Source organism: Actinocorallia sp. A-T 12471, assembly GCF_033875155.1.
Taxonomy (GTDB): Bacteria; Actinomycetota; Actinomycetes; order Streptosporangiales; family Streptosporangiaceae; genus Actinocorallia.
Window position 1 is genome coordinate 39,752 of the sequence record NZ_JAWZTE010000010.1, and the last position, 12,801, is coordinate 52,552.

Sequence of the window (12,801 nt, forward strand, 5' to 3'; positions counted from 1 at the left end):
GGTTAGACCAGGAGTTCGCCGATGAGGACTATGACGGCGTTGCCGGTGAGGTGGGCGCGGCCGTTCTCGAGGCGGACGGTGACCTTGCCGGAGCGGGGGGAGACCTGGAGACCGGTGAGGGTGTCGCGGCCCAGGCGTTCTGCCCAGTAGGGGGCGAGCATGCAGTGGGCCGAGCCCGTCACCGGGTCCTCGGGGATGCCGACTGAGGGGGCGAAGAAGCGGGAGACGAAGTCCGCGCCCTCGGCTTCGGCGTCGGCGGGGGCGGTGACGGCGACGCCGCGCGCGTCGATCGTTTCGAGGAGGGCGAAGTCGGGCCGCAGGTTCCGGACGGCCGTCGCGTCGGGGACGACGGCGAGGATGTCGTTCTGGGCGTTGCGCGCGGTGAAGACCGGCTCGACGCCGAGCGCCGCGGCGAGGCCCGCCGGGGGTTCGACACGTTCGGCGGGCACGGCAGGGAAGTCGAGCCGCAGGCCGTCTTCTTCCTGGGCGACGGTCAGCAGGCCGCTCAGCGTGGAGAACTCGATCGTCTGCCACGGCTCGGCGAGGCCCTCGGCGTAGATCGCGCGCGCCGCCGCGAGCGTCGCGTGCCCGCACAGCCGCACCTCGGTCTCGGGCGTGAACCACCGCAGCTCGAACCCCTCGTCGAGCGCCCGGACGAACGCGGTCTCCGAGTGCCGCATCTCCGCCGCCACCGCCTGCATCCACTTCGGCTCGGCGGGCTTCTCCAGCAGACACACCCCCGCCGGGTTCCCCCCGAACGCCCGATCCGTGAACGCGTCAACAACAAAGATCCGCATCCCCCCACCCTGACACACCCACCCCCACCTGCAAGAACCCCCCCACCCACCTCCGGGACGGCGGCGACTTCCTGGGGGCCGGGGGCGTCAGGGGGTGTGGGTGGGGCGGACGCAGCCGCAGGGGGTCTGCCGCCAGACGGTGACGAGGCCGGAGGGGGTGCGGGTCTGGCTGACGTCGTCGGCGAGTCCCCGCACGACGACGAGGCCGCGCCCGCCCTCGGAAAGGGCGGCCAGGTCGAAGCCGGGCGGGCCCGCCCCTTCGGTGAGCGCGGCGAGCGCGGCGAGCTCGTCAAGAACGTGGTCGGGCGTAGCCGGACGCACGGCATCGTCGGCCATCGGATGCCGCACCTCCCCGAGAAGAGCGGACCCCTCATGCCAGAACGTCACGGTCGAGGGCACCGGGGCCTCTCCCCCATGCCGCACGACGTTCCCGAGCAGCTCGCTCACGCACACCATCGCGTCCCCAAGCTGCGCACACCCCGCCAGCACCCTCCGACACCACGCCCGCACCGCCCCCACAGCCCGCGCATCCGCCCGAACGCGCAACCCCACATGCGCTCCCAGCACCGCCGCGACCCGCTCGGCCGTCCCCGCCACATCCGCGACGGGCCACCGCTCCCCCCGCGCCAACACGAACACCGCCCCGCCGACCTCCGGCTCCACCGTCACCCGCTCCACAACCCCACCCCCACCAACGGCGGCCACCCGCAAACAGGGCACCCCCACCCCCACCACCCCCGCCGACACGACGAGATCCCCCCGCCGCACCAACACCACCTCCAGCGCCTCAAGCCCCGCAAGAACACCGACCGCCGCCGGCCGAGAATCACACCCCATGGTCAGAACCTCACTTCCGGTCAGGCCCCGTGCCTTCACTGGCCGGGGTCGTTGTCGTTTGGCGTTTCGCCAAAGGGAAACACCGAAGATCTCGCCGATTTGCCGCAGAGTTACTACTCGCTGTGGCAGTCTGATGCCAGGATGAAGCAACAATGCGTCGTTGGCAACAAGTCAATGGCAATTCGCCAAAATTCGCGGACGGCACGGCTTGGGAGGTTTGAGTATTTATGTCCGTTAGGCCGAGCCCGACCGTCCGCAGCAAACGACTCGCGAGGGAACTGCGGAGACTCCGTGAGCAAGCCGGCCACACCATCGAGCAGGTGTGCGTCATGGCGGACAACGGGTGGTCCGCCAGCACCCTCGCCCGCTGGGAAGTGGGCGACCGGCGCATCCGCCCGGCAGACCTGAAGAGCCTGCTCGCCGTCTACCGGGTGGACGACACGACGGCCGAGGTGCTGCTCACGCTGTCCCGCGAGGCGCGCCAGCGCGGCTGGTGGCAGGCATATGGCGACGTCCTGCCGTCGGAGTACAGCACCTACATCGGCCTGGAGACCGAAGCCAACGTTCTACTGAGCTATCAGCAGCAACTCGTGGCCGGAATCGTCCAGACCGAGAACTACGCCCGAGCCGTCATCAAGGCGACCCGACCTGATGACGATGAGGCGTCGATCGAGCGGCGGGTCACGCTCAGAGTCGACCGCCAGCGCGTCCTCGAAGGCGACGCGCCACTGCGCCCATGGATCATTCTTGACGAGGGAGCCGTTCGTCGGATGGTCGGCGGTCCCGAGGTGATGGCCGAACAGCTCGACCGGCTCGCGGATGTGGCCGATCAGCCGGGAGTTCACATCCAGGTCATGCCCTACAGCGCCGGAGAGCACGCGGCCATGGCGTCATCGTTCGTGGTTCTGGGGTTCGACGACCCAGATCCGGACGTCGTCTACATCGACGCGGGCACAAGCGCGCTGTTCGTGGAAGAACCGGCCGAGGTCTCGGCCTATAGACTGATATTTGACCACTTGAGAGCGTCCGCGCTGTCCCCCATCGAGTCAACACGGCTCCTTCGTGTACTCGCCAGGGAGATGCGCAAGGCCGCGTGAACTAAGGAGAGCCGATGACAGCGGACATCTCCCCTGAATGGCGCAAAAGCACCAGGAGCAGCGGCAACGGTGAGTGCGTCGAGGTCGCGCGCTTCCGCGGCGCGGCCCGAGGCGTCCGAGACTCCAAGAACCCCGGGCAGGGGCACCTGACCGTCACGCGGTCCGCGCTGGCGGCCCTCCTCGCCGGGGTCGCACGATGACCGACATCTCCCCCCAGTGGCGCAAGAGCAGCAGGAGTAGCGGCAACGGTGCGTGCGTCGAGGTCGCGCGCTTTCCCGGCTCGGCCCGAGGCGTGCGGGACAGCAAGAACCCCGCGCAAGGGCACCTGAGCGTCTCGCGGGGTGCGTTGGCGGCTTTTTTGGCTGGTGTTTCCCGGTAGAACGTGAAGGGCGCGCTCCCGTGGGGAGCGCGTCCTTTGGGTTAGGGGGAGGGTGGGAGCCAGGTTGTAGTGGGTGGGGGTCTCTCGGGCCAGGCCAGAACGCAAAGGGCGCACCCCGTAGCGGGGTGCGCCCTTGTGCGGCTCTAAGACGGTCAGGCGATGGGCCGCGCCGTCGGCGGGATCGGGTACGGCAGCGCCGTTGAGCCCTGCAGGTCCTGGTCGACGCGCGAGGCCGCGGCGCGGCCCTCGGCGATCGCCCAGACGATCAGGGACTGACCGCGCCCCATGTCCCCCGCGACGTACACGCCGTCCACCGAGGTCCGGTAGTCGAGGTTCCGCACGACGTTGCCGCGCTGGTCGAGCTCGACGCCCAGCTGCTCCAGCAGACCCTCGCGCTGCGGCCCGAGGAAGCCCATCGAAAGCGTGACGAGCTCAGCCGGGATCTCCCGCTCGGTGCCCTCGATCGGCTTGAAGCCGGTCTGCGGCCCCTCGACGTCAACGAGGCGCAGCGACTTGACGTTGCCGTCCTCGTCGGCGGTGAAGCCGAGCGTGTTGACCGCGTAGACCCGGGGGCCTCCGGCCGCTTCCAGCTCCTCGTGGGCGCTCTCCATCTTGAACAGGATGGGGAACGTCGGCCAGGGCTGGCTGCCCGGACGGGCCTCCGGCGGCTTCGGCATGATCTCCAGCTGGGTGACCGACGCCGCGCCCTGGCGCAGGGCGGTGCCGATGCAGTCCGCGCCGGTGTCGCCGCCGCCGATGACGACGACGTGCTTGCCCTCGGCGGTGATCGTCGGCTCGGGAAGCACCCCCTCGGCCACCTGGTTGGCGATCGGCAGGTACTCCATCGCCTGGTAGACGCCCGTGGACTCGCGGCCGGGGACGTTCAGGTCGCGCCACGCGGTCGCGCCGCCCGCCAGAACCACCGCGTCGTACTCGGCGCGCAGTTCCTCGGCGGTGATGTCGACGCCGACGTTGACGCCGGTCTTGAAGACCGTGCCCTCGGCGCGCATCTGGTCGAGCCGCCGCTCGACGTGGCGCTTCTCCATCTTGAACTCGGGGATGCCGCGACGCAGCAGCCCGCCGAGCGCGTCGGACCGCTCGTAGACGACGACGTCGTGCCCGGCCCTGGTCAGCTGCTGCGCAGCCGCAAGACCCGCGGGACCCGACCCGACGACCGCGACCTTCTTCCCGGTCTTGACGGCCGGCGGCTGCGGCTTGACCCAGCCCTCGGCGAAGGCGCGGTCGATCAGCTCGACCTCGACCCGCTTGATCGTCACCGGGTCCTGGTTGATGCCGAGCACGCACGCGGTCTCGCACGGCGCGGGGCACAGCCGTCCGGTGAACTCCGGGAAGTTGTTGGTGGCGTGCAGCCGCTCGATCCCGGCCTGCCAGTTCTGCTTGTAGACAAGGTCGTTCCACTCGGGGATGAGGTTGCCGAGCGGGCAGCCCTGGTGGCAGAACGGGATGCCGCAGTCCATGCACCGGCTGGCCTGGCGCTCCAGGGTCGGGCGCTGGAGGTCCTCGTAGACCTCCTTCCAGTCACGGATGCGCACGTCCACCGGACGGCGGGCCGGCAGCTCCCGCTGCGTGACCTTCAAGAACCCCTTGGGGTCTGCCATTTCTCGCCTCCTATCCCTGTGCGGCGGCCATGATGGCCTCGTCGACGTCGCGTCCCTCGGCTTCGGCCGCGGCCTTGGCCGCCAGCACCCGCTTGTAGTCGCGCGGCATGATCTTGCTGAACCGCTCGACCGCGCTGTCCCACTCGGCGAGCAGCTTGGCCGCGACGGTCGAGCCGGTCTCCTCGGCGTGCCGCGCGACGAGTCCGTGCAGCGCGTCGCGGTCCTCGGTGCTCAGCGCCTCGATCTCGACCATCTCGGGGTTGACGCGCTGGGGCTGGAGGTCGAGCACGTAGGCGATGCCGCCGGACATGCCCGCCGCGAGGTTGCGGCCGGTCGGCCCGAGGATGACCGCGCGTCCGCCGGTCATGTACTCGAGGCCGTGGTCGCCGACGCCCTCCACGACGGCGGTCGCGCCGGAGTTGCGGACGCAGAACCGCTCGCCGACCAGGCCGCGCAGGAACGCCTCACCGGACGTCGCCCCATAGAGCAGGACGTTTCCGGCGATGATCTGGTCCTCGGCGTTGAACTGCGCCGACGGGTCGGGCTGCACCGTGATCCGGCCGCCGGACAGGCCCTTGCCGAGGTAGTCGTTGGAGTCGCCGACCAGCCGCAGGGTGATGCCCGCGGGGACGAACGCGCCGAACGAGTTGCCGGCCGAGCCGGTGAAGGTGATGTCGATGGTGTCGGCGGGAAGGCCCTCGCCGCCCCACTTCTTGGTCACCTCGTGGCCGAGCATCGTGCCGACCGTCCGGTTGACGTTCCGGATCGGCAGCTCGAGCTTCACCCGGTCGCCGAACGCGACGGCGCCCTCGGCGAGCTGGATCAGCGTGTTGTCCAGCGCCTTCTCCAGCCCGTGGTCCTGGGTCGTGACGCACTTGAGCGCCGCGCCCTCGGGCAGCTCGGGCGTGTGGAAGATCGGCGACAGGTCGAGCCCGGCGGCCTTCCAGTGGTCGACCGCCGCGCGGGTCTCCAGGACGCCGACCTGGCCGATGGCCTCGTCAAGGCTGCGGAAGCCCAGCTCGGCGAGCAGCTCGCGTACCTCCTCGGCGATGAACTCGAAGAAGTTGACGACGAACTCCGGCTTGCCGGAGAACCGCTCGCGCAGGACCGGGTTCTGGGTGGCGACGCCGACCGGACACGTGTCGAGGTGGCAGACGCGCATCATGACGCAGCCCGACACGATCAGCGGGGCCGTCGCGAAGCCGTACTCCTCGGCGCCCAGCAGGGCGGCGATGACGACGTCGCGGCCGGTCTTCATCTGACCGTCGGTCTGCACCACGATCCTGTCGCGCAGCCCGTTCAGCAGCAGCGTCTGCTGGGTCTCGGCCAGGCCGAGCTCCCAGGGCGCGCCCGCGTGCTTGAGCGAGGTGAGCGGCGACGCGCCGGTGCCGCCGTCGTGGCCGGAGATCAGCACGACGTCCGCGTGCGCCTTGGACACGCCCGCCGCGACGGTCCCGACGCCGACCTCGGACACGAGCTTGACGTGCACGCGCGCGGCCGGGTTGGCGTTCTTGAGGTCGTGGATGAGCTGGGCGAGGTCCTCGATCGAGTAGATGTCGTGGTGCGGCGGCGGCGAGATGAGGCCGACGCCGGGCGTGGAGTGCCGGGTCTTGGCGACCCACGGGTACACCTTGTGGCCGGGCAGCTGGCCGCCCTCGCCGGGCTTCGCGCCCTGCGCCATCTTGATCTGGATGTCGTCGGCGTTGGTCAGGTACTCCGAGGTGACGCCGAAGCGCCCGGACGCGACCTGCTTGATGGACGAGCGGCGCGAGTCGCCGTTGGCGTCCGGGGTGAAGCGCGCGGGGTCCTCGCCGCCCTCACCGGTGTTCGACTTCGCGCCGAGCCGGTTCATCGCGATCGCGAGGGTCTCGTGCGCCTCGGCCGAGATCGAGCCGTAGGACATCGCGCCCGTGGAGAACCGCTTGACGATCTCCGCGACGGACTCGACCTCCTCGATCGGGATCGAGGGCCGGTCGGACCTGAAGGAGAACAGGCCGCGCAGCGTCATCAGCTGGGCGGACTGGTCGTCCACCAGCTTGGTGTACTCCTTGAAGATCTCGTAGCGCCGCGTGCGGGTGGCGTGCTGGAGCTTGAAGACCGTCTGCGGGTTGAACAGGTGCGGTTCGCCCTCGCGCCGCCACTGGTACTCGCCGCCGACCTCGAGGGTGCGGTGCGCGGTCTCGTTGCCGCTCACGGGGTAGGCGCGGGTGTGCCGGGCGGCGACCTCGCGGGCGATCTCGGCGAAGCCGATGCCGCCCATCTGCGAGGACGTGCCGGTGAAGGCGCGGTCGATGACCTCGCCGCCAAGGCCGATGGCCTGGAAGATCTGCGCGCCGGTGTACGACGCGACGGTCGAGACGCCGATCTTGGACATGACCTTGAGGACGCCCTTGCCGTACGCCTTCACGAGGTTGCGCGCGGCCTTGGCCTCGTCGACGCCCTTGAGCGCGCCGGTGCGGACCAGGTCCTGGACGGTCTCGATCGCCAGGTACGGGTTGACCGCGGAAGCGCCGTAGCCGATGAGCAGGGCCATGTGGTGGCACTCGCGGGCGTCGCCGGCCTCGACCACGAGGCCGACCCGGGTGCGGGTCTTCTCGCGGATGAGGTGGTGGTGGACCGCGCCGGTGAGCAGCAGCGACGGGATCGCCGCGAGGGCGGAGTCCGCGCCGCGGTCGGACAGCACGATCATGCGCGCGCCCGCCGCGATCTCGCGGGACACCTCCGAGCAGATCTCCTCAAGCCGCTTGACGAGCGCCGCGCCGCCCCCGGCCACCGGGTAGGTGCCGTGGACGACATGGGCCTGCAGGTGCGGGAGGGAGCCCTCGTCGTTGATGTGGATGATCTTGGCGAGTTCCTCGTTGTCCAGGATCGGCGTCTGGAGGACGAGGCGCTTGCAGGAGTCGGGGCCGGGGTCGAGCAGGTTGCCTTCCGGGCCGAGCGTGGACTGCAGCGAAGTGATCATCTCTTCGCGGATGGCGTCCAGCGGCGGGTTGGTGACCTGCGCGAACAGCTGCTTGAAGTACTCGAACAGCAGCCGCGGCTTCTCCGACAGGGCGGCGACGGGGGTGTCGGTGCCCATCGAGCCGATCGGCTCCGCGCCGGTGGCGGCCATCGGCGTCAGGATGACGCGCAGTTCCTCGTTGGTGTAGCCGAAGGTCTGCTGACGGCGCACGAGGGTATCGTGCGTGGGAACCTCGCGCTCACGCGGCGGCAGCTCCTGGAAGCGCACGAGGCCCTCATCGAGCCACTCCTGGTACGGGTGCTCGGCGGCGAGGGACGCCTTGACCTCGTCGTCCTCCACGATCCGGCCGGCCTCGGTGTCGACCACGAAGATCTTGCCGGGCTGAAGGCGGCCCTTGCGGACGACCTTGGCCGGGTCGATGTCGAGCACGCCGGACTCCGACGACAGCACGACGAGCCCGTCCTCGGTCACCCAGAAGCGGCCGGGACGCAGGCCGTTGCGGTCGAGGACCGCGCCGACGACGGTGCCGTCGGTGAAGGAGACGGAGGCGGGACCGTCCCATGCCTCCATCAGCGTCGAGTGGAACTCGTAGAACGCCCGCCGGGCGGGGTCCATCTCGGTGTGGTTCTCCCACGCCTCGGGGATCATCATCAGCACCGCGTGCGGCAGCGAACGGCCGCCCAGGTGCAGCAGCTCGAGCGCCTCGTCGAAGGACGCGGTGTCGGACGCCTCGATGTCGATGACCGGGAAGATCCGGGAGATGTCGCCGGGCAGCACGTCGGACGCGAGCAGCGCCTCACGCGCGCGCATCCAGTTCCGGTTGCCCTTGACTGTGTTGATCTCACCGTTGTGCGCGAGGTAGCGGTAGGGGTGCGCCAGCTCCCACGCCGGGAAGGTGTTGGTGGAGAACCGCGAGTGGACCAGCGCGATCGCCGTGCTGAACCGGCGGTCGGACAGGTCGGGGAAGAACGGCTCAAGCTGCGGGGTGGTGAGCATGCCCTTGTAGACGATGGTCCGGCTGGACAGGCTCGGGAAGTAGACGCGCACGTCCTGCTCGATGCGCTCGCGGGCGCAGAACACGACGCGGTCCAGCTCAAGGCCCTTGCGCCCGGCGAAGGGGCCGTCCGACGCCGTGGTGAGGAAGAGCTGGCTGAAGTGCGGCATGACGCGCCGCGCGGCGGGGCCGCAGAAGGTCGGGTCGATCGGCAGTTCGCGCCAGCCGAGGACGGCAAGGCCCTCTTCCGCCGCGACGGCGTGGATGTGCGCGACGGCGGCCGCGCGCTCCTCGGCCTCGGCGGGGAGGAAGGCGAGACCTGCGGCGTAGGCGCCGGCTTCGGGAAGCTCGAAGTCGACTACCTCGCGGAAGAACGCGTCGGGGATCTGGGTGAGGATGCCGACGCCGTCGCCGTCGTCGGGCTCAGCGCCGACCGCGCCGCGGTGGTCGAGGTTGCGCAGGACCGTCAGCGCGTTCTCTACGATCTCGTGCGTCTTGCGCCCGTGAAGGTCGGCCACGAGGCCGACGCCGCAGGCGTCGTGCTCGTTGGCCGGGTCGTAGAGCCCCTGCGCTTCAGGCTGACCAGGTGTGAGGGCAGCAGCCGCCATCAACCCTCCCGTAAAGTTCACTGTCAACTGACAAGTGCAGTTCGGGACGGCGTTGGCCCTGCTGCGAGTATTACCTAAAGGTTACATCAATGCCCAGATCATGCCCGACTGGGTGGGTTGGCGAAACTTTCGAAACGAATCCTTTCGCCGGTAGCTGTCTTCGTCGATCAGCTCCAGGGCACGCCGCCGGGCGGTTCCGGCCCTTCCGGGCCGGCGCCGTCCTGTATGCCTACCCCATCATAGCCGGACAAACCAGACCCACCAGGTCTAGACCTGTCCGTTCATCCGTGATCAACCTCACGGAAACACGCAGGTCATCCGGCCGCGCGGGTGTACAGGGCGTCGGCTTCCGCGGCCGTAACCAGCACGGAAAGGAGCGCGGCGCTGCGCCCGTCACCGGTGCCATCCGTCCGCTGCACCCATGCGATCAACGCGTAGTGGCCCATGGCTATTCCACGCGCCATCCCGAAGCCCTGCCCGAAGAACTCCGGCGCTTCCTCGGGAACGCGCACGAATCCCGCGCTTCCCGCGCCGAACGCCTCAACAGCGGCATTGGCGGCCGAGGAGTCCCTCAGGTTGTAGACCGCCACAAGAGCCGCGAAGCCCTTCTTTGCGTCCGTGTAAAGTCCGCGGACCGCCTGACTGCATCCCGCCGCGCCGAGCGCCCGCGCGAGGCTCTGGCCCCAGATCGCGTCGGCGCAGTCGGTGTCGGCGACGGCGGCGCGGCGGGCGAGCTTCGCGCCGGTGGTCTCGTCCTCAAGCGCCGAGCCCTTGGGGAACATCTCCTCGGCCTTCAGCGGCTCGGGGTCGAGCGCCCGGGTGTCGATCTCGGCGAACACGTCGGTGGACGGGGACGACGAATAGCTGCCCGGCGTGAAGCCGTTCACCTCGGGCTCGCCCATGCGCACTCCCCCGGCCTGGCCGGGGTCGTCCGAGGAGTCGGGCCGCAGCGCGAACACCGCGACCACGGCGGCCAGGACGACCACGAGCAGCGCGGCGGCCGCGCCGAAGAACACCTGCGACCTGCGCTTTCCCTTGCCCGGCCGCTTCGCGCCGCCCCCGCCGCCCTTGCGCGGCTGTGCGCCCTTGTCGGCGACGGCGTCGCGCTCCTTGGCCGGGTCCGGCAGGACCGGATTCGGCCCCGTCACGGCCGCCTCCGGATAAGCCGCCTCCGGGTAGCGCGGACGCGGCACGGGACGGCCCTGCGGCGGCCGTGGCCCGGGCGCGGACTGACGGGGAAGGCGCGGATCGTTCATCGGGGGTCGAGCAGCACGATCCGGCCCCAGGCGAACTCCTCGGGCTTCTGCACGGCGAGGCTCGTGTCGATCAGCTCGTTCATCGCCTCCGGCGGCGAACCGTCGGACCTGCCGACCCAGCTCATGATCACGTAGTGGCCGATGGCCTGGGTGTAGGCGGCGGTGAATCCCGAGCCGAAGTCGGTGACGCCGTCGATCGGCAGCGGCCGCACGAACCCGCCCTTGAGCTCGGGGTCGAGCGCGTTCAGCACCTGCTGCGCCGCGCGCTGGTCGGCCATGTTGAACGCCGCGAAGATCCCCGCGCCCTTGCCGTCCTTGGACAGGTACGCGCCGCGCGCCGCCTGGGTGCAGTCGCCGCGTTCCAGGGTCTCCACGAGCAGCTGGCCCCACACCGCCGACGCGCAGTCGTCGGTGACCTCCGCACCCTTCAGCTCGAACGTGTAGGAGCGGTACTTCACCTGCTTCATCGCGTCGAACAGCTCGCCCTCGGTAAACGGGCGGATGTCGGTCTTGCGCGACGCGACCTTCCCGGCGTTCTGCCCCGGCGACTGCGGCACGTAGGCGTCGGGCACGTGCCCGCTCGTGGGGGACGCCGCACCCTTGTCCCCGTCGCCGGAACCCAGCACGAACCAGGCGACGGCGGCCGCCACGACGAGCACCACCGCGGCGACCGCCGCGACGATGATCTTGCCCTTGCCGCCCGCGCCACCGCGTGAGGAGGGCTCGGGCCAGATCTCCTCTTCCGCGGACTTCGTCCGCGCGCTCGTACCGGCCACCGATCCTCCAGGCATTTCAGACATCGCGACGAGAGCTTATCGAGCATCGGCGCGGGCGGGGGGCCGCTCGGCTCCCCCGCCCGCGCCGATCTCGCACACCTTCTCCGCCCGACCGGCCGGAGACCGGCCAGGGGTTGGCTCGTCAGGCCCGGTCCTTGACCGCCTCGTCCTCGTCGGCCCGCTCGGCGTCGGCCTTCGCGTCGGCGTCAGCGGGCTCGGGGTCGGGCTCGGGGTCGGCGGGCGCGGTCGAGCCCGAGGGCTCGTCCGGCGCGGCGTCGGCCTCCGCTGACTCCTTGGCGGGCGCGGGCACGTCGGCCTTGGCCTCGTCCGCGACGGGCTCGACGGGCTCGGCCGCGACGGGCTCGTCAGCGTCGACGGACTCGTCAGCGGGCTCGGGCTGGCCTGTCTCGGTCTCGGTCTCCGCGTCCTTGGCCGGGCGCTCGGCCTCGGCCTTGGCGGCGGCCTCCTCGGCGGCGCGGGCGCGCTCCTCCGGCGGCACGGCCGACAGGTCCTCGGTCGGCTCGGTGTCGGCGGCGTCGAGCGGCTTGTCGCCGTCCGGGTCGGCGTCGGCCTCGGCGGTGTCGGCGGTGTCGTCGACGTCGGGGAAGTAGCTGTGGCCGTCGTCCAGCCGCTCGGGCACCGCGCCCTTGTTCCGGTTGAGGTACAGGTAGCCGACCGCGGCGGCGAACACCAGCAGCGACGTGTAGGCGTTGAGGCGCAGGCCGAGGAACTCGTGCGCGTTGTCGATGCGCAGCAGCTCGATCCAGCCGCGCCCGAGGGTGTAGCCCGCGACGTACAGGGCGAAGGTCCTGCCGTGGTTGAGGTTCCACTTCTTGCCGGCCCAGATCAGCACGAAGGCCAGGGCGGCGCACCACAGCGACTCGTACAGGAAGGTCGGGTGGTAGGTGGTGACGTCGGCGTACTCGGGCAGCACGACGCCGAAGGAGTCCTTCGGCCGGTGCGCCTGGTCGATCTCCACGGCCCACGGCAGCGTGGAGGGCTTGCCGTAAAGCTCCTGGTTCCACCAGTTGCCCCAGCGGCCGATGGCCTGCGCGAGGGCGATGCCGGGCGCGACCGCGTCGCCCAGCGGGGCGAGGCGCACGCCCTTCTGCCGGCAGCCGATCCACGCGCCGAGCGCGCCGAGCGCGATCGCCCCCCAGATGCCGAGGCCGCCGTGCCAGATCTTCAGCGCGTCGATCGGGTCGCGGCCCTCGCCGAAGTACATCTGGTAGTCGGTGATGACGTGGTACAGCCTGCCGCCGACGAGGCCGAACGGCACGGCCCAGACGGCGATGTCGATGACGGTGCCGGGTTCGCCGCCCTTGGCGACCCAGCGCTTGTCACCGAGCCAGACGGCGACGATCACGCCGATGATGATCATCAGCGCGTAAGCCCGGAGGGGGAACGGGCCGAGGTGCCAGACGCCCTGGGACGGGCTCGGGATCGAGGCGAGCAGCATGCCCGTGACGTTACCGC

10 protein-coding genes are annotated in these 12,801 nt (G+C 70.5%); 3 read left to right on the forward strand and 7 right to left on the reverse strand.

Translation table 11 applies throughout. From position 1 onward, the window contains the following. Positions 1-2: 2 nt before the first annotated feature. Both R9X44_RS24785 and R9X44_RS24790 read right to left on the reverse strand, forming a co-directional pair. Positions 3-797: a PhzF family phenazine biosynthesis protein gene (locus tag R9X44_RS24785; RefSeq protein ID WP_319816666.1), complete on the reverse strand. Its 795-nt coding sequence runs from the start codon at positions 795-797 to the stop codon at positions 3-5. A gap of 87 nt (positions 798-884) precedes the next feature. After that, positions 885-1,634 (reverse strand): ATP-binding protein, encoded by a 750-nt coding sequence (locus R9X44_RS24790; RefSeq protein WP_319816667.1) that lies wholly within the window; start codon positions 1,632-1,634, stop codon positions 885-887. Positions 1,635-1,861: 227 nt separating this feature from the next. On the opposite strand from R9X44_RS24790, the gene R9X44_RS24795 reads away from it, so the two are divergent. From R9X44_RS24795 to R9X44_RS24805, 3 genes are read left to right on the forward strand one after another with little or no spacing between them, the layout of a single operon-like run. Next, the gene (locus R9X44_RS24795) at positions 1,862-2,731 is read left to right on the forward strand and encodes a helix-turn-helix transcriptional regulator (protein WP_319816668.1); all 870 of its coding nucleotides are present in this window, start codon (positions 1,862-1,864) and stop codon (positions 2,729-2,731) included. Positions 2,732-2,745: 14 nt separating this feature from the next. Further along, positions 2,746-2,931 carry a DUF397 domain-containing protein gene (locus tag R9X44_RS24800; protein WP_319816669.1) on the forward strand — a complete coding sequence of 62 codons (186 nt, stop codon included), beginning with the start codon at positions 2,746-2,748 and terminating at the stop codon, positions 2,929-2,931. Beyond that, positions 2,928-3,110, forward strand: coding sequence for a DUF397 domain-containing protein (locus R9X44_RS24805; protein ID WP_319816670.1), 183 nt, complete (start codon positions 2,928-2,930; stop codon positions 3,108-3,110). Before R9X44_RS24800 ends, R9X44_RS24805 begins: the two co-directional genes overlap by 4 nt. 152 nt (positions 3,111-3,262) lie before the next feature. Here the strand turns inward: R9X44_RS24805 and R9X44_RS24810 are convergent, their stop codons facing one another. From R9X44_RS24810 to lgt, 5 genes are all read right to left on the reverse strand, one after another. After that, entirely contained in the window at positions 3,263-4,729 is a 1,467-nt protein-coding gene (locus R9X44_RS24810) for a glutamate synthase subunit beta (RefSeq protein ID WP_319816671.1), read from the reverse strand. A 10-nt stretch (positions 4,730-4,739) separates the two neighbouring features. Beyond that, positions 4,740-9,293, reverse strand: a complete 4,554-nt coding sequence (gene gltB, locus R9X44_RS24815; RefSeq protein ID WP_319816672.1) for a glutamate synthase large subunit — start codon at positions 9,291-9,293, stop codon at positions 4,740-4,742. 314 nt (positions 9,294-9,607) lie between these two features. Continuing rightward, positions 9,608-10,549 (reverse strand): hypothetical protein, encoded by a 942-nt coding sequence (locus tag R9X44_RS24820; RefSeq protein WP_319816673.1) that lies wholly within the window; start codon positions 10,547-10,549, stop codon positions 9,608-9,610. Further along, complete coding sequence (locus tag R9X44_RS24825; protein WP_319816674.1) at positions 10,546-11,349, reverse strand: hypothetical protein; 804 nt, start codon at positions 11,347-11,349, stop codon at positions 10,546-10,548. The genes R9X44_RS24820 and R9X44_RS24825 overlap by 4 nt, the downstream gene beginning before the upstream one ends. 118 nt (positions 11,350-11,467) lie before the next feature. After that, positions 11,468-12,784, reverse strand: coding sequence for a prolipoprotein diacylglyceryl transferase (lgt, locus tag R9X44_RS24830; protein ID WP_319816675.1), 1,317 nt, complete (start codon positions 12,782-12,784; stop codon positions 11,468-11,470). Between the last annotated feature and the right edge of the window lie 17 nt (positions 12,785-12,801).

Excerpts from the sequence above, each read along its gene's own strand:
- R9X44_RS24785 (WP_319816666.1), bottom strand. The coding sequence starts at position 797 with ATGCGGATCTTTGTTGTTGACGCGTTCACGGATCGGGCGTTCGGGGGG.
- R9X44_RS24790 (WP_319816667.1), bottom strand. The coding sequence starts at position 1,634 with ATGGGGTGTGATTCTCGGCCGGCGGCGGTCGGTGTTCTTGCGGGGCTT.
- R9X44_RS24795 (WP_319816668.1), top strand. The coding sequence starts at position 1,862 with ATGTCCGTTAGGCCGAGCCCGACCGTCCGCAGCAAACGACTCGCGAGG.
- R9X44_RS24800 (WP_319816669.1), top strand. The coding sequence starts at position 2,746 with ATGACAGCGGACATCTCCCCTGAATGGCGCAAAAGCACCAGGAGCAGC.
- R9X44_RS24805 (WP_319816670.1), top strand. The coding sequence starts at position 2,928 with ATGACCGACATCTCCCCCCAGTGGCGCAAGAGCAGCAGGAGTAGCGGC.
- R9X44_RS24810 (WP_319816671.1), bottom strand. The coding sequence starts at position 4,729 with ATGGCAGACCCCAAGGGGTTCTTGAAGGTCACGCAGCGGGAGCTGCCG.
- gltB (WP_319816672.1), bottom strand. The coding sequence starts at position 9,293 with ATGGCGGCTGCTGCCCTCACACCTGGTCAGCCTGAAGCGCAGGGGCTC.
- R9X44_RS24820 (WP_319816673.1), bottom strand. The coding sequence starts at position 10,549 with ATGAACGATCCGCGCCTTCCCCGTCAGTCCGCGCCCGGGCCACGGCCG.
- R9X44_RS24825 (WP_319816674.1), bottom strand. The coding sequence starts at position 11,349 with ATGTCTGAAATGCCTGGAGGATCGGTGGCCGGTACGAGCGCGCGGACG.
- lgt (WP_319816675.1), bottom strand. The coding sequence starts at position 12,784 with ATGCTGCTCGCCTCGATCCCGAGCCCGTCCCAGGGCGTCTGGCACCTC.